The organism is Halothermothrix orenii H 168 (assembly GCF_000020485.1).
Taxonomy (GTDB): domain Bacteria; phylum Bacillota; class Halanaerobiia; order Halanaerobiales; family Halothermotrichaceae; genus Halothermothrix; species Halothermothrix orenii.
On record NC_011899.1, the window covers coordinates 2,223,837 to 2,249,722 of the forward strand.

Genomic DNA, 25,886 nt, shown 5'->3' on the forward strand with positions numbered 1-25,886 from the left:
CAGCCACTACAATTTATCCCCTTTTTTTACTGATAACAAAGTTAATCCCAGATCCCTTACATGGTCTATTACTGCATGTAGAGTTGGCTGGTCAATTCTCCCTGTAATCTTTGTTTTCCCATCAGATTGCAGGGATACTTCCAGTTCCTCAAACATGATAAACCTTTTCTTTTTCAGGTGGCCTTTGACAGTAATCTCATAATAATCCATATTTTGTCTCCCCGCTTTCTTTGTTACCTGCTGTTCTGATTGGCATTTTTTTAGAGCTTAATCAAAATTAACTTGTAAATACATAATAACGCATAATCTATAAAAGGTAACCTATCAAAAGTTAGGTATTAAAAAAACCCTTACCTTTTTCGGTAAGGGCAACTATTTTAATATATAATACTTCATTAACAATTTATAGTTTATTTCGTTTTTGACTTTTACAATTAAATCCTTCTATAAAGTATCTTTCTTAAATTTTTGTATTTTAATTTATATGTTATAAAAATTAATTACTCCGCGGTCCTGGTTGTGGTGACCTTGTTGGACCTTTTACTTTTAATATTCCATCTTCAAAATATAATCTGTCAATGTTAACCGTCCTATCCCCACCCGGTGAATCGGGATAGGTATGGGTGTGATATACAACAAATAATTCACTGCCGTCTGGTGATACGGTTACGCTGTTATGGCCTGGCCCTGAAATGCCTTTGTCCATCCTTTTCGATAATATGGGGTTACCACTATATTTTATCCAGGGACCCAAGGGGGTTTCTGCCACAGCATAACCAATCGAATAATCCGGGGATGCGTAACAATTAGCTGAATACATCATATAGTACTTACCTTCATGTTTAATGACAAAGGGGCCTTCATTCCACTGCCAGGCATCATTTATCCCCTCCCAGTCCTGACTTGGTTGAATTGCTAAAACCGGGTCACCTTTTAATTCGAGAAGGTCCTGGCTCATTTCCTGTACATAAATTTGACTTATATGAATACCATTGATAATATTTTCAGAACAATCCTTGACGTAATAAATGTACGGGGTGCCATCTTGATCTATAAATATATGGGCGTCTATGAAGGATAAGCCACGGTCAAAAAGAGGAGCTTTAATATTTTTAAAAGGGCCCAGAGGACTTTTGCTACTAGCAAGAGCTATCTTTAAATGACCATCATTATCCCTGGCACTATATGTCATATAAAATTTATTATTATAAAAAATAACCTCAGGGGCCCAGAAATCTTCTGTTCCCCAGCCATTTTTTTCATAATAAGAATCCAGGGCCAACCCCTTTAATTCCCAGTCAACCAGGTTTGGTGATTCCCAGACCTTAAAGCCCCGGTTAATTGCTGAAGTAGCGTAAAGATAATACCGTGATTCATGTTTTAAGACATAGGGATCACCAATACCGGTTATCCCACCAACTGGATTTGTATAGGTATCTTTCATTTATAACCTCTCCTTTTTATATGCTTTATATCCATAACTAAAGTACTTGCATCAGGTTTACAAAAATAATTGGTGGTTCCCTATTGCTTAAAAACTTTCAGCTTTTTTTATTTGTGTTCTTGAAAATAATTTATAAGTTTATTTAATAAAAGACTGGCAATAGGGTGAGTATGATAATTAGAAATTAATTTTAATGTTGTAACTAATACCTGACCCCTGCCCCAGTTCATAACAAAGGTAGTTGCCCCAAAGTCACCTAACCATCCGGCAAAATTACCACTTATTATTTCTGTACAATTTAAATCAACCAGGTTTTTGACCTTGTAATCTGGATAGATATCTTCAAGTTCCCAACCCGAAATTTTTAAAAGGGGAATACCATCAAAAATATCTGTATTTATGAAATTAAAGGTAGCAGCCCTATCCCAGCTCTCGCCACCAGGCAATTTGGTAAAATTAATATAACCCTTATCCTGAATCCTGTTGCCATTTTCAGCCAGAAAAACTACCCGGGTCCCATTACGCACTTCTTTTAGTACTTCTTCAGTCAAATTATCAGTAAGTACAAGGGAATTATTAGTTTTCAATTCAAATCCATTGTTCTTAAGTTTATTTTTAAATTCATGAGATAAACCCTTTACCTGTAATGACTTCCCTGTTTTCTTTATTTCTCTTCGATTGGTTACCGTTAATTCTTCATAATTTGAAGTAACTACCTCTTTTTCCTCTTCCAGCTCAACCCTCAATTTAACCCCTCTGGATCCTGTCCAGTCACCAGGGAAGTTAAATTTAATTTCATCAAGACGCTGGTTTGAATAAGCCGGTATCTTAACAGGAAAGATCCCCTTCAATTCGCTTTCTTCCAAATACCATCTAAAAACTCCCTGAATCTTTTTATCACTATTGTTTATAACTATGGGAGTAAAGGAGCATTCTTCACCTGACCAGAAGTTATGTTTATTTATATTAATAGCAAGAATCACCTGGCCATTAAAATGGTTAATACAATTATTTCTAAATTTAGGATTTCTAAAGTAATCCAGAAATCCGTTAGTTTCCCATTCAATATCTGTCAGTTCTGTTACTACATATCCTGCAATCTCACTTCTTTTTCTCATCTCCTCTATAATACTCTTTACCCCTCTAAATTGCCTCTCCTGGGTTAAATAACATAGCTCATCATAACTTTTGAATATTTTATTAAGATTATATTTTTTATAATTTTCTTTCAGGGTAGCAGGTATTTTAAAGTCCTCCGAAAATAATTTTGAATTACCCCGGTACCATTCAGGCAACTCCTCATATGCCTCTTCGATTTTACTTATTTCCGGTAAGCCCCACATACCAAACTCGGAAACAATTAAAGGTTCTCCGTTATATTTATACCCGTCAACATAATTTGCTCCAGGTTTTTTTATAATATAATTATCCAGATCTTCCTGCCATTCTTTATGATTTTCCGGTACAGCAAAATATCGGTGGTAATCATTTATATCTGTTTTGACATGGGCCCATCCTGAATTGTCACAGATTAACCGGGTAGGATCCAGCTCCCTGGCATATTCATAAAAACCTTCAACCCACTTTTGCATATCCTTATTTTCTTTTAGTTTCCATTCCAGTCCCCACTCTTCATTGTATATACTCCAGGCAATAATTGAAGGATGGTTATAGTCTCTTTTAACCATTCTGGTAAATTCCTTTTTAAACCTCTTCCTTGCCTGCGGGGTCCAGCTGGCATAGTTAGCCGGTTCTTCCCAAATTAACATTCCAAGATAATCGGCCCAGTAAAGATATCTGGGGTCTTCTGTCTTTATATGTTTTCTTAAAAGGTTAAAACCCATCTCTTTAGCCTTTAATATCTCCTCTTTTATCAACTCTTCACTTTCCGGTCGGTAGATGGTTTTAGGCCAGAAGGCCTGGTCCAGGGCCCCTCTTATATATAATGGTTTATGATTTAAATATACCATCCCATTTTTATATTCTATTTTCCTCATTCCAAAGTAAGTTTGATAACTGTCAATTATACTATTGCCATCCTTTAATATAACTGTCATGTCGTATAAGGCCGGTGATTCTGGACCCCATAAATATAAATCTAAAATTTCCAGTTCATATAACTCCTGTTCATCCAGGAAATACTTATAAGTATGTGTTTTACTTCCCTCTACTTTATTACCATTTACCCTGGGGTCTATTTTAAATTCTATTCTGGGGTTGACTAGCCTATCTCTATCTTTTATTTTAACTTGGGTTATAGCCCGTTTATTATCAATATCAGGGGTGATAAGAACATTTTCAATAAAGGTTTTGTCATATCCAACTAATAATACATCCTGCCAGATACCACTTACCCTTGTATACCAGCTTCCCTGTTTGCCATGGGGAATCTCATCATTATCATCAGGATCAAAAACCCTGACCACAATTAAATTATCCCCTTCTTTAAGGTGCTCGGTAACTTCAAAATCGAAAGGGGTATACCCTCCCTCGTGGGAACCCAGGTATTTACCATTTATCCATACATCAGACACATAATCTACCGCTTCAAACTTTAAGAAAAATCTCTTAAATTCGTGGATGGCTTCATTTATATTAAACTCCCTTGAGTACCAGGCATAGCCTGTATAAGTAACCATCTCTTTATTGTAAGTTTGCCAGGCCCCGGGGACCTTAACGGACTCACCTTCAAAACCGTTAATATACCATTCATTCTGTTCTCCAATTTTTTCTGGGTCTGTCGTAAAGTTCCATAGTCCATTTAATTCTTTAATAATACATCCCATCAGCACTTTACCCCCCTGCTATTAACTTGAACTATTTTTTCAAAGCAATATCTCCAACAATCTCCTGTTTATCTCCTTTAGCAATTTGTTTAAACACTTCAACCACAGGGGTTTTTACCCTTTTTAACACCCCGTTAAATTGTATCTCAAGACTCCATAGACCCATTTCTTCAAGGTATTCTTCAACGGGTTTATGACCTTCCATATAATCCCAGTTTACCAGGTCAAAAAGTGGCCACCAGGTATAACCGATCAAGGGAATCCCTTCTTTCCTTAAATCCCTGACCAGCCCTACTGAATCTTTCAACCAGTTTATTCTATCATTGACTGTACCATTAGTACTTGTTTCAGTTATGACTACCGGTCTTTTATACCTTTTATAATATTCCTTTAATACTTTTTCCAGCCCTTTAGCCCCACCCCAGATTAAACCGGTCTTTATATCGTCATTGTCCTTAAATACCCGGTTAACAGATAATTCAGGATAATAATTTAATCCCATTATATCAATGGTTATCCGATTTACTTGAAACCATTTAAAATCCTCGTTAGTAAACCCGTTTTCTTTCAAATAATTATATAAATAGTGATTTTTATTAACTCTACCTGTTATTAAATCAAACATTAAAAAATGTCTTTCCTTTTCAAATTTAACCCGATCTTTCAGAGACTTATCATCTGTTAAATAATCACCGGTTGCTTCTACATGAATCATTTTGGAATCAGGATTTACTTTCTTTATCTCTCTAACTGTGTAGATAATTCCTTTACATAAATTCTTCATAACCTGAACAAAACCACTGTTACCACTTAAATACGGGGGCCAGAAACCCGTTTCCCCACAAAATTTAGCATTAATATAAGGTTCATTTAGTGGAGTATAATAAATAATATCCTTATACCGGGCAGCAAATTCCCTGGCATAACTGGCTACTTTACTGGGGTAATTAGGATTAATAAATTCATTATCTAACCATAGTGGTGTCCCGTAATGCATTAAATCTATAATGGGGCTAATATTATTGACATTTACCAGATAGTCCAGGACCTGATCAGTCCAGCTCCAATCAAAAACACCATCAGCAGGGTTTACCCGATACCACGGTATACCATATCTCGTCATCTCAAAACCCGATTCCTTAATTAAATCTATATCTTCTTTCCAGAAGATATAATGCTGGGTCAATTCGTATTCATCAAGTCTCCTCTTCCCCGGTTTGACCTGACCTACAAAGGTATCTTCAATACCTGTTATCCAACGAAAATCTGATGCTTTCTTGCTTTGTCTTAGAATGTCTTGGCTCATATAACTTCCTCCAGTTTTAATATAATAATTGTAATATTAAATTATTCACACTGGGTTAGCTACCCCTTAAGTCCTGTTAAAGCTATACCTTTTATAAAAAATCGTTGGGCAAACAGATAAGCAACAACAATAGGTAATAACGCCAGAGTAGCCCCGGCCATTAATAATCCATATTCAATTACATGTTCCCCCATGAATAATGCCAGTCCTACCGGAAGGGTCCTCATGGTAGAACTACTTGTCATAACCAGTGGCCATAAGAAATCATTCCAGTTATACATAAAATGGAAGATTGCCAGTGTTGTTAATGCCGGTTTTGACAGGGGTAATATGATGTTCCAGTAAATCCTGAATTCGGAACACCCGTCTATCCTGGCAGCATCTTCCAGTTCCCCGGGAATAGTAATAAAGAACTGTCGAAGCAAAAATATACCGAAGGCATTGCTGGCTCTTGGAATTATCAACGCCAGAAACGTATCCAGCCAGCCCAGGTTAAATAATATTTTAAAAACAGGTATTAAAGTTACCTGAAAAGGCACCATTAGAGTTGCCAACACCAGTATAAATAAAAACTTTTTTCCCGGAAAATTAATACGGGCAAAAGCATATGCAGCCATAGAATCAAAAAATACAGATATTACTGTAACCCCCACTGCGAAAATTACAGTGTTGATAAAAAACCTTACAAAAGGGATGCTCTTCCAGATGTTTAAGTAAGATTTTAAAGTAAATGTCCTGGGAATCAGGGTTGGAGGATAAGACACTATATCGGATTCTATTTTAAATGAAGTTAACACCATCCATATAAAAGGGTATAAAGTAATAACTAAAAAAAACAGTAAAATGAAATATATAAGGATTTTATTAATTGTTCTGGTCATTTTCATCCACCCCTAGTTGTCTAGATCCATTTTAAAGTATTTAAGCTGGAAAATAGTTACTATAATTATTATTATAAATAGAGTATAGGCAATGGTTGCTGCATACCCCATCTGAAAGTTTTCAAACCCAAGGTGATAAATGTACTGTACTAATGTTTCTGTGGAAAAGAGAGGGCCACCTTTTGTCATAACATAAACCTGGTCAAACACCTGAAAAGATGTAATAACAGACATTATAACTACAAAAGTCATTGTTGGTTTTAACAGGGGCAGCGTAATGTGAATAAATTGTTGCCATTTGTTGGCCCCATCAATTTCGGCAGCTTCATAATACATATCACTTATACCCTGGAGGCCAGCCAGAAATATAACCATATTAAACCCCATATTCTTCCATATACCAACCAGAATAACAGCCGGCATGGCCCATTTAACACTTCTTAACCAGGCGTAGGTATTAAGTCCAAATAGCTTTAAATAATATGATATTATACCGATATCAGGATCCAGCAAAAAAGTCCATATTATTGCGATAACTGACATTGAAGCAATAGCCGGTAAAAAATATGTCATTCTGAAAAAGTTTCTTCCTTTAATTTTTGTATTGACCAGGAGGGCTAATATCAAAGATAAAGATACTCCAACAGGTACATAACCGATGGCATAATAGGCAGTATTCCTCAGAGAATTCCAGAATCTCCAATCAGAAAACATCTCATTATAATTCTGTAGCCCCAGATATGTTTTTTCCGGAGAGATTATACTCCACTCATAAAAACTTAACCTGAATGAATCCACAATAGGGAAAAATATAAAAAACAGAAATACGATCATACTGGGTATAATGAATAAAAACCCCATCAGTTTTCGCCTATATTTGTAGTTGGTTTTCATTTTGTTTAAAATATTCAATATCTTCCGCCTCCTGTGTAATCTCGGGTATAATTAATGTATGGGGCCCGGATAGAACCCCATACAATTGTGTTTTTACATTTAATCTATAATTCTTTTAATTATAAATGCTGCTTCGTCTAGGGCTTCCTCAGCTGTAGCTTTATCATATAGGACCTTTTCAAGGGCAGGAACAATAACATCTGAATTAATTTTGTTGAAATTCTCTAATTTAGGCAAATAAAACCTTGAGTCTCTGGCAGCTCTAGAAAATTCAACTACAAACGGATTTTGAGCCAATTTTTCTTCTGTAATATCTATCCTGGTTGGGGGGAAACCAGATCCTAGAGACCAGTAAATTTGTGACTTTTTAGAATTCCAGAATTTAAAGAATTCATAGGCAGCTTCTTTCTTATCCAGGCTAGCTTTGTTTAGTACCATGGCTACACTGGTACCGAGGGTTATTCTCCTGCCATCTTCCCTGGCAGGTACCTGGGCCACACCGAAATTTATGCCAGCATTTTTAAAACCATTTACCATCCAGGGACCACAGAAATACATAGCTGCCCTCTGGGTTTCAAATAATTTATCACATTCAGCCCCCGTCAACCCAATGGGCGAAATACCGTCTTCTTTAATAAGACTGGCCATGCTTTCTACCGCTTCCACAGCTTTCGGTTTATTTATAAAAACCTCTCCATCTTTGATTATCCGACCACCATTCCCCCAGATAACTATAGGCCACATGGGAATAGTCTGCTTTGCAGCAATTACAAAACCATACTGGTCTACTTTACCATCATTATTAGTATCTTTTGTAAGCTTCAGGGCATATTCTTTTAATTCTTTCCAGGTTCTTGGAGGATTATTGGGATCAAGCCCGGCTTCTTTGAACATATCCTTGTTGTAATAAAGAAGTAAACTTGTGTAATTCATTGGTGATCCGTAGGTTTTACCCTTCCATTTAAGGTTATTATACATAGCCGGTATCAGGGTGTCTTTATCAATATACCCTTCATATAAGTCATCAATAGGAGCAATAACGCCTGACTCTGCATACCGCGGAATATAAGAAGTATCAAAAGCAGCAATATCAGGTCCTTTTCCTACTGCCAGGGAAGGCAATAATTTCTGAAAAAAGCTATCCCAGGGCATGATTTCCATTTTTATGTTTATATCAGGGTGTGTTTCATTAAATTCTTTTACCAGGCCTTCAACCTGAACCCTGTCCGGTCCCGTAAATCCATTCCAGAATGTTAATTCTACCTGCTTTGCCATAGCTACTGTACTGAGAGATAAAATCAAAACAATTACCGAAATTACTTTAACTAAATTATTTTTTGTCATTACTATACCCCCTAAACATTTTTTACCCACCGGACTTTAACTTTTGTTAAACCTTTGTATGTTTTATTAAACTAAAAAACATTATTCAGGGCCGGCCCTGGACCAGCGGGTATTAACTCTGATTTTATTGGTGTTATTATGACTTATTTTCTTATTCTATTATTAATATTCTATTTTTATTTTAAAATTCCTTCTTTTTTTTATAAAATATTTAAAATAATATTAAAATAATAAGTCATTCACTATAATCATACCGGAACCTCATAATGATATCCTGCTCGTAATTCCCGAATTTACGTCCAAAAAGGTTTAAACCACCTACATTTCTGGCATCGTCTTTGATACCAATCTTGACATCAACATAACTCTTCTCCTGAATGTTTAAATCGCTTACTGTTATATTAGAAATCTGTTTACCATCAATATAGGATCCTTTTCCATTTACCGTCCAGATCTTTAATAATCCATACTGGGTCTGATCCGAGTTCCACCAATCCGGGTTTAATTTACCCCTGGTTTTACCAAAATCGCCCGGAGATGTCCAGGTTCCTATTTCTTTGCCATTTACCCACACGGTAATGTCAGAAGGCCAGTCCTCATTGTAGTGAGGGGCTTCTGAACATACCTCCATACTCAACTCCAGTTTCTTCAGAATAGAATTAGCCGGGAGATTATTGGGAAACCTATACCTGACATACCCTTTTCTAAACCACAAAAGCTGAGCATATATATGTTCCGGTTCTAAAAATGCCCTTTCATCATCTAGAATACCTACATATCCTGACTCAGTTGCCAGGCCACAGTTGGGCTCAACATAATAATCTTTGTAATTTCCTATAGGCATAGATATTTCCACTAAATTTGTATCAAAATCTATATTTGTTCCTGGAAACCTTATAAGTAAACTATCATAAGTACGCCGGCATATCTTCTGGGAACCGTGGCTTCCTGGTTGGTAATTGGTTTCAATTAGACCCGCTTCTTCCAGTTTTTTTATATTAACAGTAACTGAAGGAGCCGGCATATCGAGTTTTTCTGAAATTTCGTTGAGATTCATCTCCTGATTATTTAATACATCGAGTATCTGAAGCCTTGACTCTGAAGCCAGGGCTTTAACTATCTTTAAGACATCTTCATCGTTTTTAATTTCAAGTACCCTTCCCCGCATACCAATACACCTCTTCTGTTATAATTTATTATTAATTATATATATATATTTATTTTAACAATTATTAAAATAAAATGCAATAAAATAAATGATTTTGTTTCTATGTAATACTGATTAAGTTTATTTAGTAATAGAAAACAATTAATTTATTAAATCAGAGGATTATTGAATCTAAAAATATTTAACGGCAAACTCAAGATAACCTTATCAACATTTTTATAAAAACTTTATATAACCATAAACCTATTTATATAAATGAAAAAGAAGGGCATTTGCCCTTCCTTTTATACTTCATTTTACCAAAATCCCCGGCCTTTTTATTTTTTGTCCCTGGTATTGGACTTCTATCCCTGGCCAGTCAGGGTCCTCAGTAAGGATTTCAAAACCTTCCTCTGTAACTAAAATAGTATCTTCACTCTTAACACCCTTTATCGAGGGGTTCCAGGCAAAGGCCTGATTGGGACAGACAACCTCCTCTAAATCCGGTGTTGCTATATAATCCCTCGTTTCATAGCCTGTAGCCCCTCCCTGATGGTGGTATTGCCATTCCCCAGGGTAACCTTCATTTTCATAAACAGCAATAGCTTTACTGAAAATATCAGAAATTTTACTGCCAACCCGGGTGTTGAGTATAAAGCTGGCATCTACCCTGACCACAGCCTCCAACTTTCTTTTTAATTCATCAGGGAGGTTTCCAAAGTGGACAAACCGGGTTAAATTTACAATCAAACCATCTCTCTCAGCACAGGTCACTACCATAACATACTTATCTATTTTTTTATCTTTTGGAATGGGGTGGCGGTAATTATAAATACGTTCATCAGAACCGACCAGGATTAAAAGGGGATTTATATTATGAGCCCATAGTTTAGAAGCAAGCTGGGCCCTGATTTCATTCTCGGTCTTACCCGTTTCAATATGGTGACAGGTATCTGACATAATTTTGCCCACCTCTTTACCCAGTTGGCGATACCTCTCCATTTCTTGAGGTAATAAAGAAAACCTCAGTCTTTTAATTTCCATACCAACATCAAGGACACCTGGAATAAGAATATCACTCCCCAAATTATATTTATCTATAAGGACTTTAAGGTAATTGTCAGCCCTATACCAGTCATCTACAATATATTTATAATAATCCTGGTCCAGGCCTTCTTCTTCCCGGATTCTCCCGGCCTCAATATTATTGGTAACAACTTCAATTCTGTCTTTAAAAATAATAAGCTTCACAGCACCTTCATCACTGGCAAAAACAATTCTATTATCGATACCTGTTAACCAGGTAATATTACTATGACTGGTCAAAACAACCCCATCAAGCCCTTTCTCCTTCATCAACTTATCTATTTTTTCCTTCTTTACCAGGGTTTCCTCCATCTCTATCAACCTCCAATCTTCTTGCCCCTTCTGCCGGTCGACTTACATAGATTTCAGGCTCTATCCCGGTTTCCCGTTTATAACCTTCTTTAATCCCTTTTATAAAAACTTCAACATAATTGATGTCAACAAGATTAACCGTACAACCACCAAAACCGGCCCCGGTCATCCTGGCTCCCAGAACCCCTTCCTGTTTAAGGGCCACGTCTACCAGGCAATCCAGTTCCCGGCAGCTAACCTCATAATCGTCCCTGAGGCTTTGATGTGATTCAATCATTAGCTGTCCAAATTTCTCAAAATCATTATTTTTTAGGGCCTCGACACTGGCCAGAACCCTTTCATTCTCACTGACTACATGATGAGCCCTGCGATATACTGAATCAGAGAGTTCTCCCCTGTATTGTCCTACTTCATTGAGCTTTACATCCCTCAGGGCAGTTATGTTACGGCCCAGCTTCTCATTAAAAAAGGCAACAGCCTGGTTACACTCTGACCTTCGGGTATTATATTCAGAATCAACTAGCCCCCTCCGGGCTTTTGAGTTACAGATTACTATCCGATACCTTTTATCTTTAAAGGGAATTAGTTCATATTCATTGGTTCGGCAATCTATCAGGAGGGCATGGTCCCTGTGGCCAAGGCGGGAAATATATTGATCCATAATCCCACAGGCCACACCGACAAAATTGTTTTCTGCAGCCTGGCAGAGCAAAGCCATCTCCACCGGGTCTATATCCAGTTCATTTAAATCAGCCATGGTCATGGCTGTAACTACTTCCAGGGCAGCTGAAGAGCTTAACCCTGAACCCTGGGGCACATTACCGGTAAATACCAGGTTCATCCCCTTTAGTTTATGACCCTTTTTCTCAATTTCATCGGCAACCCCCATCACATAATTAACCCAGGTGTGTTCCTCATCTTTTTCAAGTTTATCCAGGTTAAAGCACAACTCAGTATCGTAGTCAAGAGAATAGACTTTTATTTTCCGGTCATGCCTTAACTGACCCAGCATGGTGACATTTTTTTCAATGGCCATTGGCAGGACAAAACCATCATTATAGTCAGTATGCTCTCCGATTAAATTAACCCGCCCGGGGGCTGAATAGGACCCCTTTTTCAAGCCATTATCACCATATCTATTCTCAAAGAACTCCCATAATTCATCTACGCTTTTCATACCAATCACCCCTGTCTTAAAATCTATCAACCCCGGTTATAAATGATACTACATATCTTCAAAGGAAACTGGACTGGTTTCCCTCAATACAGCTGCTTTATTTTCAGCCAGAGAACCGTTGATGAAAGTACCTGCCCCGGCTTCACTACCGGCCAGGTATTTTAACTTGTCTTTTGTCCGGTATGGTGGATAGAACTCTATATGGAAATGGGAATAGTCAAAACCACTACCATCAGTAGGTTGTTGGTGAATACACATAATATAAGGGAAAACAAACTCAAAGAGATTATCATATTTCATAATTAATAACTTTAATATCCGGGCCAGGTCCTTTTCCTCCTCAGGTCCGAACTCAGCCATTGAGGGTAAATGTTTGTTGGCATAAATGTGAACTTCATAGGTATATCGGGCAAAAAAGGGAATAACGGCAGTAAAAGACTTATTACTGGCTATTATCCGCCTGCCATCCTCCTTTTCTTCCCGGAGAACCCTGCAGAAAAGGCATTCCCCTTCCTTTTCCAGATGTTCCTTACTTGAGTTTAACTCCCGCTCTATTATAGGGGGAATAAAGGGATAGGCATATATCTGGCCATGAGGATGGTGTAAAGTAACCCCGACTTCCTCCCCTTTGTTTTCAAAAATATATACATAATCTATAAAATCCTTTTTTCCCAGTTCCTGATAACGATCCTTCCAGACCTTAACCAGTTTTTCAAATTTACTTAACGGCTGTTGGGACATAACCCCTTCATGCTCTGATGTAAATAAAACGACTTCACATATACCCTGTGCCAGATCTACAGGATACAATTCGGAACCCTCTATATCGGGCTCGGGGGCATCTGGCTGCAGGGATGGAAATCTATTTTGAAAAACAACTATATCATAATCTTCAGCCGGGACTTCGGTGGGAAAGCCACCTTCCCTGGTTGGACAAAGGGGACAAAAATCCTTCGGTGGTTTAAAAGTCCTGTTCTGCCGGTGGGTTGCTGTAATAACCCACTCCTTTAAAATCGGGTTCCACCTTAATTCAGACATTTATTCTTCCTCCCTTTCTTTTTCTTTTTTATCTCCATCTTTAGCCTCCGTCTTTTCCTCCTCAAAGGTATAATAAATTAAGTAACGACCATCATCCCTGGTTATCCGCTTTTTATTCATTTTCATTAAAACCACCCCTTTTATGCCATTGCCAGGCAGTTTCAATTATAGTTTCCAGGTCAGGATACTGTGGATCCCATCCCAGCTCCTCTTTAATTTTATCTGAACTTGCCACCAGAACAGCTGGATCCCCGGGTCGCCTGTCACCAACCCCGGCTTCAATCGGTTTGCCGATAACCCTGCTGGCAGTTTCAATTACCTCTTTTACAGAATAACCTTCACCATTACCAAGGTTATAAATACGGCTCTCCAGACCCCGTGTTAAACCTTCAATAGCCAGGACATGGGCATCAGCCAGGTCATTGACATGGATATAATCCCGGATACAAGTTCCATCCCTGGTCGGGTAATCATTCCCGAAAATATATAGCTTATCCCGTAAACCCAGTGCTTTCTGAAGTACAATGGGAATCAAATGGGTCTCAGGGTCATGGTCTTCCCCAATTTTACCTGATAGATCGGCCCCGGCTGCATTAAAGTAACGGAGGGATACATACTTAAGTCCATAAATTTCATCATACCGTTTCATCATCTTTTCAAAAAAGAGTTTACTCTCCCCATAGGTATTTGTCGGAGCTGTTGGATGATCTTCTGTGATGGGGACTTCCCTGGGTTCCCCATAAACTGCAGCTGTAGAAGAAAAAACCAGGTATTTCACATCATTATCAACCATAGCTTCCAGTAAATTTAAGCCATTGGAAACATTATTTTTATAATACTTCCCCGGGTTTTCCATTGACTCTCCTACCAGACTGTGGGCAGCCAGATGAATGACACCATCTATTTCATAATCTTTCATTATGCTGTCTAACAGCTCTCTGTCCTTGAGATCACCCTTAATAAACTCACCGCCCAGGACAGCTTCCCGGTGACCCTTCTCAAGATTATCCAGGGTAACAACATTATAACCAGCCTCAAACAGGCTTTTCACTACATGACTCCCAATATAACCGGCTCCTCCTGTCACCAGTATATTCATTTATCTTCCTCCTTTTTTAATTTAAAAATTTCCTGCAGGACTCTGGTACCGGCCCCGATAGCACCAACCTTCTCACCAAAAGCAGTCCCTGTTATTTCAAGGTCCCTTGACGGAACCTTAAGGGCAGTCTCTAATACCTGTTCTTTAATAACCGGAAAAATCAAATCCCTGGCCAGTAAAAAGTCTCCTCCGATTACTACCGCTTCCGGGTTTAAAAGATTAACCACATTTCCTATTCCCTTACCTAGATACACGCCCGCCTTTTCAATTATAGAATAGGCCCTGGATTTTTCTTCACGGGCTAAATCTATTAAAAGATTCCACTCCCGCTTTATATCATGGAATGATATATGTTCCGGTAGTGAATCATTATATTCCCTGACAAGGTTATTAACAGAAACCAGGGCTTCAATACAACCGCGATTACCACAACTACAGAGGGCCCCATCTTCAACAATAGTCATATGGCCGAATTCCCCGGCTCCGAAATCTCTACCATAGAGGAGTTCTCCTTTAATAACTATAGCTGAACCTATCCCTGGCCCGGTGTTAATAAATATAAAATTATCCCTGCCTTCCCATTTTTCAGCCAGGGCCATCATCCTGACATCATTATCCAGCATAATAGGAATCTGTAATTCCTGTTTTAATAATTTACCTATTTTAATATTCTCCCAGCCAAAATGGGGGGCATACAGGGAAACACCTTCATCTGGATCAACTAAACCATGAATCCCTATCCCGAGACCAAATACCTTATCTGGATTTTCTACATAACCAGTAACCTCTTCAAATATTGTTACTGTAGTCTTTAAAAACCACTCAGGTTTAAAACTATCTACCTGTTTTTTTATAGTTTTAATTACCTTCTTATTTAAATTAAGTAGAACAGCCTTTATTTCCCCTATTCCCCATTCAAGGCCGATTACGTAGGCTCCTTCTGGATTTACCTCCAGTAAGATGGGTTTTCTTCCTCCCCGGGATTCTCCCTGCCGGGTTTCTCTGACCAGATCCATCTTAAGGAGATCCTTTACTATGTTGGAGACAGTAGCCGGCGTTAATCCAGTAATCTCAGCTATTTCAGCCCTGGAAATAGGCCCTTTATTATTTATTAATTCTAAAATTGTCTGCTGGTTTATTTTTTTCATTAATTTAAAGCTTCCCCTCTTCAGTTTAATTCCCCCTTTCACTCTGGTTTTGTTAACTTCGTTTATTTAATTAATTAACTAAGTTTATTATAACACTTCCTCTTTTATCAGTAAAGTAATATTTTATTTTTATTGGAGGAAATAATTTAGAATTTAAAAGAATTTCATAATAAATATTTTTCATAATTAACTTATATATATATCTGCTTTAAGTAAGCTGCTTTAAATATAGCAGGATGGACTACTGTTTCACTAACTCCTTTAATTTTTTACGAAGGGTTGAAAATCAGGTATATTTCAGCCTGACAGATATATCTTTCAATGTCAATGATTTGATAATATAATTTTAAAGAAGTGTTTACATATATATATTACGTTTGTAAGATTTCCGTATTTGTAATATAATTAAAATAGTATATCTTAACAGTTAATAAAAAAAGGAGGTATTACTTTGGCCAGTCAAGTTTACTTTGCCAGTACAAGAGCTAGCGGTCATAATGAAAGTCTTGTTGAAAAACTGTACAAACTCTTTTTTAAAGCCGGTTTTCATGAATTTATTGAAGAAGACGATCTTGTAGCCATAAAACTTCACTTCGGTGAAAAGGGAAATACCGGATTTATTCGCCCCCTCTATATCAGAAGGATTGTTGAAGCCATCAAATCAAGGAAAGGAAAACCCTTTTTAACAGATGCCAATACCCTTTATGTTGGAAGCAGGGCTAATTCGGTTGACCACCTGAATACAGCCATCGCCAATGGTTTTAGTTATGCCACCATCCAGGCTCCATTGATAATAGCCGATGGACTAACAGGAAAAAACTTCACAGAAATACCGGTAAACCTTAAACACTTTGATAAAATAAAAGTTGGTTCAGAAGTTATGCATGCCGATGCTCTAATCACTGTTTCCCACTTCAAAGGCCATGAATTAACAGGTTTTGGAGGCACCTTTAAAAATATTGGTATGGGACTGGGTAGTCGCAGTGGAAAACAGATGATGCATTCCGATGTCCTGCCGGAAATAGATGAAGAAAAGTGTGAAAAATGCCGGAAATGTGTTAAATTCTGCCCTGAAAACGCAATTACCATTAATAAGGAGACAAGTACCATTGATCAGAATCTCTGTATCGGCTGTGGTGAATGTGTTGTTACCTGCCCCACCGATGCCATCAAGATTCAATGGGAAAGTACCAGTCAGGGAGTTCAGGAACGTATTGTAGAATTCTCCTATGGTATTATTAAGGAGAAAAAAGACAAGATAGGATATATAAACTTTGTCATGAATGTCACCCCTGATTGTGACTGTGCATCCTGGAGTGATAAATATATTGTTGATGATATCGGTATCCTGGCCTCAAAAGATCCCCTGGCTCTGGAACAGGCGTCTTTTGACCTTGTCAATAAACAGGATGGACGCCACAACACTGCATTAAAGAAAAATCACAAACCAGGGGAAAACAAATTTAAAGGGGTCCACCCCAGTACCGACGGTGGTGTCAGGACCCTTGAATATGCAGCCGAACTGGGGCTTGGCTCCCGTGACTACGAATTAATTGAAATATAATCTTTTACAGATTATATTAACTCTGGTTATACCCTGATTATCAACATAATCTGTTTTAATTTAACCCTTTACTCAAGTTATCAATACACTCTATTAATTGGCCAGGTATTATTACACCCCCGTTCCCGGGGGTTTCTTATTTTTCTCCAGCAAGCCTTAATAACCTTTCCCATCTTTCATTAACCCGTTCCTGGAGTATTTTAATTATATCTTTATTCTCTTCTTTAAAAAGATGTTTAAATCTCCCCTGAGGTTTAAGCCACTCCTCAACAGGTTTTATCTTTTTGGGTTTATGAGTAATGTGGTACTGTCCTTCTTCTATTTCATAAAGGGGCCAGTACAGAGTTTCCACCGCTATTTTGGTTATTTCCATCCCCTTAGACTCGGCTGTCCTCCAGCCACGGGGGCAAACCGATAGAACATTGATAAAAGCTGGCCCATCAATAGCTACTGCCTTTTTAACTTTTTTCCGTAAATCCTTCCAGTGGTATGGTGAAGCCTGGGCAGCATAGGGTATATTATGGGCAGCCATTATTTCAGTTATATCCTTCCGGAACTGCTTCTTGCCTGGAATAACACTACCTACCGGACTGGTCGTAGTATTGGCCCCCTGGGGTGTAGCACTGGAACGCTGGATTCCAGTATTCATGTAGGCCTGATTATCATAACAGATATAAACCATATCATGTCCTCTCTCCATGGCTCCTGACAGTGATTGAAAGCCGATATCATAGGTTCCGCCATCACCACCAAAGGCAATAAAGGTAAACTCATCATCAATTCGCCCCTGTTTTTTCAAAGCACGATAGGCTGTTTCTACACCACTCAGAGTTGCAGCAGCATTTTCAAAGGCATTATGGATAAAAGAACAGTTCCAGGCACTCTGGGGGTATATTGAAGAAGAAACCTCCAGGCAACCGGTAGCTACACTGACCACTACCGGGGTATCAACTGCCTTTAAAACATTGTGTACTATAATGGAAGCTCCACAGCCCTGACAGAGCCGGTGACCACTGGTAAATTCCTCCCCTATTTGAGCACGGTTTGTTTCCTGGTTCACTTCTGGTGTCATTTTTACCCTCCTCTGTTTGACTTTACTGGCAGGGTTAATACCCATTGAATCAAATGTGTCAGGCAACTATTATCTAATTAACTGATAGCATTATATCTAACTGTATTTAACCCTGTACCCCTGAAAATTATTCTCTAACCCCATAATAGGTAACTTTCTTTTCTTTCTGGCCCTCTTTGATGGCAACCAGTTCCCGTAAAATATCTTCGATATTGCTAACATTAATATCCCTACCACCAAGGCCATAAATATAATTTACTACCTTCAGATCCCTGGAAGAGTCATATAAAGAAGCCTTAACATCAAGGAACAGTGGGCCTCCATTCAAGGAAAAGGTGTCAGCCCTATCAAAAACCCCCAGGACTTTTACTCCATTAAGGGCCCGAATCAGCTGGCCTGCCGGAAAGGGACGAAATAACCTTAAATTTATGAGTCCAGCTTTAATACCATCTGCTCTAAGATTATCGACAGCTATTCTGGCTGTCCCCATGGTAGACCCGAGTCCCAGCACAGCTATTTCAGCATCATCCATTTTATATGTTTCAAAAAAACCATATTCTCGTCCCGTCAGTTCCTTGAATTCTCTGGCCACTTCAGCAACAACATCAAAAACATGTTCCATCCCATCTATCTGCTGCCTTTTATGCTCAAAATAATAGTCCTGTAAGTCCAGGGGACCTACTGTAATTGGATTACCGGGATCAAGCAGGCTGTATTCTGGCTTATAATCACCGATAAAGTCTGTAACTTCTTGATCGGTCAGGGGTTTTAAATTTTCAACAGCGTGACTAATAATAAAGCCATCCATATTAACTATAACCGGTAGCCTGACATTTTTATGTTCGGCAATCCTGACCGCCTGAATCAAATTATCATAGGCCTGCTGGGCGTTTTCACCAAATAATTGAATCCAGCCAGAATCCCTGACCCCCATGGCATCACTGTGGTCACAGTGTATATTAATTGGAGCACTGAGGGCGCGGTTTATAAGGGGCATCACAATGGGGAGACGAAGTGAAGCCGCTATGTAAACAATTTCCCACATCAGGGCCAGTCCATTGGCTGATGTAGCAGTCATGGCCCGGCATCCTCCGGCAGCTGCCCCTACAGTAGCACTCATGGCACTATGCTCGCTCTCTACTGTAATAAATTCAGTATCCACCTCCCCGTCGGCTACAAACTGAGAAAACATCTGAACAACTTCGGTCTGGGGAGTAATTGGATAAGCTGCAACTACATCCGGGTTTATCTGCCTCATTCCCAGGGCCAGGGCCTCATTTCCGGTTAAAGCAATCTGGGGTTTCATTTCTTTTCTACCTCCTTTATTCTGATTTCTTCTGATGATCTACCTCTTCAGTTTCATCATTAACATCACCCTTGTCCTCACTTATCATTTCCAGGGCCTGAACGGGGCACTGGTTGGCACAGATACCACATCCCTTACAGTGGTTATAATCAATCCCGATAACCTTTCCCTCTTCAACATCAATAGCTATATCAGGGCAGTATACATGGCACAAAAGACACTGAATACATTTTTCCTCACTCCACAGGGGACGTTTTACCCTCCAGCTCCCGGTCCTGTATTTGCTGGCACTACCGGGGTCCTTAATTACACCACCACGGGGTAGTTCTCGCCATCCTTTTTTAGCCATTAAGCCCTTTCACCTCCCGGTAAGCCATGTCTATAGAGCGCATATTTCCCTCAATTACCTCTGGTTTGTGGGAAAACTTTTTTTTCAATTCTTCACGGGCCTGATTGAGAAATGAATCCTGGTCCATTAAATTAACTACCCTGTTTATTGCCCCCAGCATAGGTGTGTTGGGAAAAATTCGTCCGATCTCTTCCTCAGAAATTGTATTGGCATCAATTGTATAAGTATTAACATCCGCAGCCAGGCCGAGTTTATCCCTGATTTTATCGGGCTCATAATCAGAATTTATAATAAGATTACCCCCTTTTTTTAAATTCTGGGTAATATCCACCGTTCCAATCAGGGTCGGGTCCAGGACCACAACCAGGTCAGGGGTTTCAACCTGACAATGGAGATGAATGGGACCATCACTTATTCTAGTATAAGCAAGAACCGGGGCTCCCATCCTTTCCGGACCATACTCCGGAAAAGCCTGAATATGTTTACCGGTAGCCGATGCTATTTTAGCTAATAAAATAGAGGCGGTCTTTGACCCCTGACCACCCCTTCCGTGCCATCTTATTTCCAGCATATTTTTTACCTCCTGTATTTTTTAGCCCTGGATAATAAGAAATTATATTTTTCCCGGGCAGCGTGAATTTTATAAATTGCATGATCGATTAACATGGGGTCGGTTACACTATTAAAATACTCCTGGGCCTGTACCCATTCTTCATGAGCTTTTTTGATTTTCTCCTCAAGAGATGGTTCCCCTTTTTTAATTACCTTAAAATCCTCAAGGTAAGGTTTAACATTATTCCGGAACCTGTAATACCTTTTTTTGAAAACATCCATTAATTTTTCTTTAAGCATACCAAACCCTCCCGACGTTAACGTTGTTATTAATTTAATAGCAAACGGACTCCAGCAGCTAAAAAAAGAACACCCACAAACTTTACCCAGGTAAAAGGAACCTGTTCCAGTCCAAATAAACCGAAATGATCTATACAGGCTGCTGTTAAAACCTGGGCAGTAACAATGGAAGTGGTAGCTACGGCTACTCCCAGTTCAGGAATACTAACCATCACCAGATAGGTAATGGCAATCCCCAGAACACCCCCAATATATAAAAACCAGGGGGCACCCTTCCATGAATTAAAATTTCCATTTTCAAAGTTAAATATAAAGTATATTAAAAGAATAATAGCTGCAGTAGCATGGACAATAAAATTGGTCTCCATAAGCCCAATTTTTTTGCCAAGGACCGAATTAATCGACCCCTGTACCGCCATTGTTAAACCGGCCATGGCTGCCAGCAGCAGGTAAAGCCATGAATATCCTAACAAGAGGACACCTCCATTCCTACCTTATTAGTCTTGACATTATAAAGCCCGTTTATTCAGTCATAAATGAAAAAAACGGTATTTTCCATGACGGAAAATACCGTTTTTGAAAGCAGGTTTGGTATATTCAATTTGTTAATAGCTGAACTACGATCATTTACGATCATTATAATTGCTATATAACATAAAAACAGTATTAAAAAATATTTATATATAATGACTATATTTATATATAATGACTAAAATTAAGAGAATATAATTACCGCTAAAAAAAGATGCCTGGCAATTACCAGACATCTATATCACATTTCTCGTCTCCCTTCTAATGCTTTAGACAGGGTAACCTCATCAGCATATTCCAGGTCACCACCTACCGGGAGCCCGTGGGCAATCCTGGTGACTTTTACCCCCAGAGGTTTTATTAACCTGGCCAGATACATAGCAGTAGCATCACCCTCAGCATTGGGATCAGTAGCCACTATAACCTCTTTTACCCCCTCTTTCAAGCGGGGAAGGAGGTTTCTAATTTTTATATCCTCTGGTCCAATTCCATCTATGGGAGAAATAGATCCATGTAACACATGATATAAACCTTTGTATTCCCCTGTTCTTTCCATGGCAATAACGTCTTTAGGACTTTCAACCACACATATTAAATTATGGTCCCTTTCGGGTGAGGAACAGAAGTCACAGGGGTCCTTTTCGGTTAAATTATTACAGACAGAACAATACTTTGTTTTCTCCCTGGCATCAATCATGGACTGGGAGAGCTCCCTTACCTCTGAAGGGTTTAATCTCAGGATATAAAAAGCCAGGCGCTGGGCAGTTTTTGGTCCAATTCCTGGCAGCCTGCTCAATTGATTAATTAATTTCCCCATAGGCTGGGGATAATAACGCATTAGAACATCCCCGGGATATTCATCCCACCGGTGATTTTGCCCATTTCTTTATTGACCATATCGGTTACCTTTCTCATCCCTTCATTAACAGCAGCCAGGATTAAATCCTCCAGCATTTCCACATCCTCTGGATCAACAGCATCGGGGTCAATTTTGAGATCGACAAGCTGTTGTTTTCCATTGAGAACAACTTTAACTACCCCACCCCCGGCAGTAGCCTCAACGGTTTTTTCTTCAAGTTCCTCCTGCATTTTAGCCATTTTAGCCTGCATTTTCTGGGCCTGCTTCATTAATTTATTCATATTCATCTTAAAAAACCTCCTTTAATTTTCTATAACCTCATGATTGACCTTAATAATCTCTCCATCAAAAAGTTCCATAACCCTGTTTACCAGGTCATCATCTTTTTTGTTTTTTTCTTTTTTTTTAACAGCAGTATTATTATACCCCTTTTCTTTTTCTCCTGCAAGCCGGAATCTGACCTGACATCTTGTCCCGGCTATCTTACTAACCACATCTTCAATCAACTTTTTCTCCTTTTCCGCTCCTTTTTTATGAAAAGCCTTATCTTCAGGAAATTCAATAACCAGAACCTCACCATCAAAGGCAGCAGGTCGGGATTCTATTAAAAAAGCCTGGGCCTTGATATTTTTTTCTTTAATCTGTTTTAAGACAACAGGCCATCCTTTTCTGAATTTATCAAGGGTTAATTCGCCTCCTGAGGCATCTTCAACTCCCTGTCCACCACCCATATCAGTTCTGATGCCGGTCTCATGTTCAGGAGTGTTATCGCTTTTAACCCGGTTTTTGTCTGCTTTATTATCTTTAATACTACCTTTTTTATTCTTCTTTTTCACACCCTGTCCGGTCATAACTTTATCGCTTCCAGAAACAGTATTAAAAGTTGATGTTATTCTATCCCCATCATTAGCGGTTATTTTTCCTGATATTATATTTTCCAGCCTGGCAATTCTCTTTTCCAGGTCTATAATTGAACCTCCGGCCTCAGGGTTAGCCATCTTTATAATACCGACTTCAAGGATTAGCCGGGGCTCATCAGAATATTTAATATCACGCTCCATTACTGTAAGCTGATCTATTATTTCAATCAATCTGCTGGTCTTTATGGCTCTGGCCTCACCTGATATTTTCTCTAAAACCTCATCAGGATATTCTATAATCCTGGAATCAGGGCCGCATTCTTTTACAAGAAGGAGCTGCCTCCCGTATTCAATCAAATCACCTATAAGACGCCCTACATTATTTCCCCGACTGATTATTCTATTTACCAGTTTTAAAGCCTCAACCGAATTCCCGTTGAGAACATATTTGATAAACTGGCTTAAAACCTCCCGGCTTACCTTGCCGAGCATACCCTGCACATCAATGGGGTTGAGGTTATTACCTGTGTAAGATATCGCCTGATCCAGGAGACTTATAGCATCCCTGAGGCCCCCATTGGCTGACCGGGCCAGTATATTTAGAGCCTCTTCCTCAAATTCAACCTCCTCTTTTTCACAGATATAGCGGAGCCTCTCCTGAATTTCCCTGACCGGGAGCAGGGAGAAATCAAAGCGCTGACAGCGTGATAGAATAGTATTAATAACCTGATGGGGTTCAGTGGTAGCCAGGATAAATACCACCTTTTCCGGTGGTTCCTCCAGGGTTTTTAATAAAGCATTAAAGGCCCCTTTAGTTAACATATGAACTTCATCTATTATATATACTTTATATTCCCCCTCATTGGGGTAAAATTTAACCTTTTCCCTTAATTCCCTTATTTCATCAATCCCACGGTTTGATGCAGCATCAATTTCAATAACATCAATGGACTGACCTTTCTGGATCTTACGGCAGTTCTCACATTGACCACATGGTTCCGTAGTAGGACCATGAATACAATTTAAAGCCATGGCAAATACCTTGGCAGTTGATGTTTTCCCTGTCCCCCTGGGCCCGGCAAAGAGATAGGCATGGGCTATTCTACCACTTTCCAGGGCGTTTTTTAAAGTCCGGACAACATGGTGCTGGCCGACCAGGTCATTAAAGTTTTGAGGACGGTACTTTCTATATAAAGATAAAAATCCCATACAGGTTCACTCCCACAAGTTACTTCCGCTTTTATCATACCCTTCAAAAATTTATTCTAGAAATCTTTCTGTTTTCCTTCAAATATTTAACTATAAATAAAAATAAACCCCGGTACGGGGTCCTTTTGTATATATTTTAATTTATATTATATGAAGAAGTCTGCCGTAAATATAATTCTTCCTATATAAGCTAATTTCATAATAAAAAACTATAAAAATGATTCCATTTTAAAATAAGTAATGGCCGCACACCTGACTTCGAACTTTCCTCCCCGGGCGTTACCCTGGCAGTTAGCTCGGACCAGGCACCCTTACGGCACATGGAGGCATTTACTTACCGCTGCTTCCTCCCGGACCTGACGGGGTTCGTAAAGCTCCATTGCGTAAGACCCAATCGTCAACACCACTTACCAGGGGCAGACCCCGCAAAGGGAAGCCCTCGGCCAGGCCTCGACCCTGCTATAGCGGGTTGCAGGTTACAGGGCACCGCTACCACCCCGTCTAGTACGGCCAAATCTATATCAAGGGATTTCCCCCTGAAGCCTTTATATAAAAAATAATGGCGGAGAGGGAGGGATTTGAACCCTCGGTAGCCAACAGGGGCTACACATGATCTCCAATCATGCTCCTTAAGCCAGACTCGGACACCTCTCCACGCTTATAAGCTCTATTTATATTCCTGGCGGAAGGGGAGGGATTTGAACCCTCGAGACACTTAATGTGCCTACTCGATTTCGAGTCGAGCGGTTTCAGCCAGACTCACCCACCCTTCCCCGGGTTTGCCTCAATTCGCTGAAAAAATCCTTAATAATTTGCCGGCATTCAGCAGCCAGCACACCACTTTTAAGCTCTACTGTATGGTTAAAACGGTTATCCTGTAACAGGTTATATAAAGAACCTGCTACACCAGCTTTAGGATCAACCGCTCCATAGACAACCCTTTGAAGGCGTGCCTGCATAATTGCCCCGGCACACATGGGGCATGGTTCTATAGTTACATAAAGCTGACATTCATTTAAACGCCAGCTCGAAAGTTTTCTAGCTGCATCTCTGATAGCAACAATCTCAGCATGGGCAGTGGGGTCATTTTCAGTTTCCTTTAAATTATGACCACTCCCCACAATTTCTCCATTACAAACGACTACTGCCCCGATGGGTACTTCTTCAAGGGCTAATGCTTTTCTGGCTTCTTCAAGGGCAAGCTCCATAAAGTCTTCATCTGTCTTCATCTATATAAAGGCTTTATAAAAAGCCCCTATCCTCCTTAAATCAAAGGAATGGCGTGCCCGGAAGGACTCGAACCCTCAACCTTCTGATCCGTAGTCAGACGCTCTATCCAGTTGAGCTACGGGCACACCTTGTCAGCAACAATAATATTAACATATAAATGTGATAAATGCAAGTGTTTTTTAAAACAATTTTAATACTATTAATCAAACAATAACCTGAAATCATTATCGATTCCGAGAATAAATTTTACTACTACAGAAGGGTTTTGTCAAGACCCTCCACGGAGAAAATTGTTCCATTACCGCCAAAACTGTCATACAATAAAATTTTAACCTGAAAAAGGTCAAAACAATTGAAAACCAGTTATACTTATTATATAATATTAGTAACCA

25 protein-coding genes, 3 tRNA genes and 1 other RNA gene are annotated in these 25,886 nt (G+C 39.1%); 1 reads left to right on the plus strand and 28 read right to left on the minus strand.

Features of this window, described 5'->3' with window-relative positions:
• Nucleotides 1-6 precede the first annotated feature (6 nt).
• The 14 genes from HORE_RS10635 to HORE_RS10695 form a co-directional block, all read right to left on the minus strand.
• Nucleotides 7-210 (minus strand): hypothetical protein, encoded by a 204-nt coding sequence (locus HORE_RS10635; RefSeq protein ID WP_041606104.1) that lies wholly within the window; start codon nucleotides 208-210, stop codon nucleotides 7-9.
• Between the two features lie 286 nt (nucleotides 211-496).
• Entirely contained in the window at nucleotides 497-1,444 is a 948-nt protein-coding gene (locus tag HORE_RS10640; protein WP_015923772.1) for a glycoside hydrolase family 43 protein, read from the minus strand.
• Between the two features lie 107 nt (nucleotides 1,445-1,551).
• Nucleotides 1,552-4,230, minus strand: a complete 2,679-nt coding sequence (locus HORE_RS10645; RefSeq protein WP_015923773.1) for a glycoside hydrolase family 2 protein — start codon at nucleotides 4,228-4,230, stop codon at nucleotides 1,552-1,554.
• Nucleotides 4,231-4,261: 31 nt separating this feature from the next.
• Nucleotides 4,262-5,536 (minus strand): family 1 glycosylhydrolase, encoded by a 1,275-nt coding sequence (locus HORE_RS10650; protein ID WP_015923774.1) that lies wholly within the window; start codon nucleotides 5,534-5,536, stop codon nucleotides 4,262-4,264.
• A 59-nt stretch (nucleotides 5,537-5,595) separates the two neighbouring features.
• Entirely contained in the window at nucleotides 5,596-6,417 is an 822-nt protein-coding gene (locus tag HORE_RS10655) for a carbohydrate ABC transporter permease (RefSeq protein WP_015923775.1), read from the minus strand.
• A 12-nt stretch (nucleotides 6,418-6,429) separates the two neighbouring features.
• The gene (locus HORE_RS10660; RefSeq protein ID WP_226984164.1) at nucleotides 6,430-7,251 is read right to left on the minus strand and encodes a carbohydrate ABC transporter permease; all 822 of its coding nucleotides are present in this window, start codon (nucleotides 7,249-7,251) and stop codon (nucleotides 6,430-6,432) included.
• A 159-nt stretch (nucleotides 7,252-7,410) separates the two neighbouring features.
• Nucleotides 7,411-8,655 carry an ABC transporter substrate-binding protein gene (locus HORE_RS10665; RefSeq protein WP_015923777.1) on the minus strand — a complete coding sequence of 415 codons (1,245 nt, stop codon included), beginning with the start codon at nucleotides 8,653-8,655 and terminating at the stop codon, nucleotides 7,411-7,413.
• A gap of 235 nt (nucleotides 8,656-8,890) precedes the next feature.
• Nucleotides 8,891-9,823: an ArsR/SmtB family transcription factor gene (locus HORE_RS10670; RefSeq protein ID WP_015923778.1), complete on the minus strand. Its 933-nt coding sequence runs from the start codon at nucleotides 9,821-9,823 to the stop codon at nucleotides 8,891-8,893.
• 291 nt (nucleotides 9,824-10,114) lie between these two features.
• Nucleotides 10,115-11,200, minus strand: a complete 1,086-nt coding sequence (locus HORE_RS10675) for a M24 family metallopeptidase (protein ID WP_015923779.1) — start codon at nucleotides 11,198-11,200, stop codon at nucleotides 10,115-10,117.
• Nucleotides 11,163-12,377: a galactokinase gene (locus tag HORE_RS10680; RefSeq protein WP_015923780.1), complete on the minus strand. Its 1,215-nt coding sequence runs from the start codon at nucleotides 12,375-12,377 to the stop codon at nucleotides 11,163-11,165. The genes HORE_RS10675 and HORE_RS10680 overlap by 38 nt, the downstream gene beginning before the upstream one ends.
• A 48-nt stretch (nucleotides 12,378-12,425) precedes the next feature.
• The gene (gene galT, locus HORE_RS10685) at nucleotides 12,426-13,415 is read right to left on the minus strand and encodes a galactose-1-phosphate uridylyltransferase (protein ID WP_015923781.1); all 990 of its coding nucleotides are present in this window, start codon (nucleotides 13,413-13,415) and stop codon (nucleotides 12,426-12,428) included.
• The gene (locus tag HORE_RS13205; RefSeq protein ID WP_264357619.1) at nucleotides 13,416-13,541 is read right to left on the minus strand and encodes a hypothetical protein; all 126 of its coding nucleotides are present in this window, start codon (nucleotides 13,539-13,541) and stop codon (nucleotides 13,416-13,418) included.
• The gene (gene galE / locus HORE_RS10690) at nucleotides 13,528-14,514 is read right to left on the minus strand and encodes a UDP-glucose 4-epimerase GalE (RefSeq protein ID WP_015923782.1); all 987 of its coding nucleotides are present in this window, start codon (nucleotides 14,512-14,514) and stop codon (nucleotides 13,528-13,530) included. The genes HORE_RS13205 and galE overlap by 14 nt, the downstream gene beginning before the upstream one ends.
• Entirely contained in the window at nucleotides 14,511-15,662 is a 1,152-nt protein-coding gene (locus tag HORE_RS10695; protein ID WP_015923783.1) for an ROK family transcriptional regulator, read from the minus strand. The genes galE and HORE_RS10695 overlap by 4 nt, the downstream gene beginning before the upstream one ends.
• A gap of 451 nt (nucleotides 15,663-16,113) precedes the next feature.
• Between HORE_RS10695 and HORE_RS10700 the strand changes: the two genes are divergently transcribed.
• A complete protein-coding gene (locus HORE_RS10700; RefSeq protein ID WP_015923784.1) occupies nucleotides 16,114-17,226 on the plus strand; it encodes a DUF362 domain-containing protein in 1,113 nt (370 codons plus the stop codon).
• Between the two features lie 136 nt (nucleotides 17,227-17,362).
• Here HORE_RS10700 and HORE_RS10705 read toward each other — a convergent pair whose 3' ends face one another.
• The 14 genes from HORE_RS10705 to HORE_RS10760 all read right to left on the minus strand — a co-directional run bounded on the left by HORE_RS10705 (nucleotide 17,363) and on the right by HORE_RS10760 (nucleotide 25,619).
• Nucleotides 17,363-18,298 (minus strand): thiamine pyrophosphate-dependent enzyme, encoded by a 936-nt coding sequence (locus HORE_RS10705; protein ID WP_015923785.1) that lies wholly within the window; start codon nucleotides 18,296-18,298, stop codon nucleotides 17,363-17,365.
• 127 nt (nucleotides 18,299-18,425) lie between these two features.
• Entirely contained in the window at nucleotides 18,426-19,604 is a 1,179-nt protein-coding gene (gene porA, locus HORE_RS10710) for a 2-ketoisovalerate ferredoxin oxidoreductase subunit alpha (RefSeq protein WP_015923786.1), read from the minus strand.
• Nucleotides 19,605-19,620: 16 nt separating this feature from the next.
• Nucleotides 19,621-19,953 (minus strand): pyruvate synthase subunit PorD, encoded by a 333-nt coding sequence (gene porD, locus HORE_RS10715; protein ID WP_015923787.1) that lies wholly within the window; start codon nucleotides 19,951-19,953, stop codon nucleotides 19,621-19,623.
• On the minus strand, nucleotides 19,946-20,524 hold the full coding sequence (locus HORE_RS10720) for a 2-oxoacid:acceptor oxidoreductase subunit gamma family protein (RefSeq protein WP_015923788.1): 579 nt from the start codon (nucleotides 20,522-20,524) through the stop codon (nucleotides 19,946-19,948). Before HORE_RS10720 ends, porD begins: the two co-directional genes overlap by 8 nt.
• Before the next feature lie 5 nt (nucleotides 20,525-20,529).
• On the minus strand, nucleotides 20,530-20,805 hold the full coding sequence (locus HORE_RS10725) for a DUF2508 family protein (protein ID WP_015923789.1): 276 nt from the start codon (nucleotides 20,803-20,805) through the stop codon (nucleotides 20,530-20,532).
• 29 nt (nucleotides 20,806-20,834) lie between these two features.
• Entirely contained in the window at nucleotides 20,835-21,278 is a 444-nt protein-coding gene (locus tag HORE_RS10730; RefSeq protein WP_015923790.1) for a DMT family transporter, read from the minus strand.
• Nucleotides 21,279-21,577: 299 nt separating this feature from the next.
• Complete coding sequence (gene recR, locus HORE_RS10735) at nucleotides 21,578-22,174, minus strand: recombination mediator RecR (protein WP_015923791.1); 597 nt, start codon at nucleotides 22,172-22,174, stop codon at nucleotides 21,578-21,580.
• Nucleotides 22,174-22,482, minus strand: a complete 309-nt coding sequence (locus HORE_RS10740) for a YbaB/EbfC family nucleoid-associated protein (protein ID WP_015923792.1) — start codon at nucleotides 22,480-22,482, stop codon at nucleotides 22,174-22,176. The genes recR and HORE_RS10740 overlap by 1 nt, the downstream gene beginning before the upstream one ends.
• A gap of 15 nt (nucleotides 22,483-22,497) precedes the next feature.
• Nucleotides 22,498-24,264, minus strand: a complete 1,767-nt coding sequence (gene dnaX / locus HORE_RS10745) for a DNA polymerase III subunit gamma/tau (protein WP_015923793.1) — start codon at nucleotides 24,262-24,264, stop codon at nucleotides 22,498-22,500.
• A gap of 244 nt (nucleotides 24,265-24,508) precedes the next feature.
• Nucleotides 24,509-24,774: signal recognition particle sRNA large type (gene ffs, locus HORE_RS12740), an RNA gene on the minus strand.
• 50 nt (nucleotides 24,775-24,824) lie between these two features.
• A tRNA-Ser gene (locus HORE_RS10750) sits at nucleotides 24,825-24,918 on the minus strand.
• Nucleotides 24,919-24,944: 26 nt separating this feature from the next.
• Nucleotides 24,945-25,037, minus strand: a tRNA-Ser gene (locus tag HORE_RS10755).
• Nucleotides 25,014-25,493 carry a tRNA adenosine(34) deaminase TadA gene (gene tadA, locus HORE_RS12745; RefSeq protein WP_015923794.1) on the minus strand — a complete coding sequence of 160 codons (480 nt, stop codon included), beginning with the start codon at nucleotides 25,491-25,493 and terminating at the stop codon, nucleotides 25,014-25,016. Before tadA ends, HORE_RS10755 begins: the two co-directional genes overlap by 24 nt.
• 49 nt (nucleotides 25,494-25,542) lie before the next feature.
• A tRNA-Arg gene (locus HORE_RS10760) sits at nucleotides 25,543-25,619 on the minus strand.
• Nucleotides 25,620-25,886 lie beyond the last annotated feature (267 nt).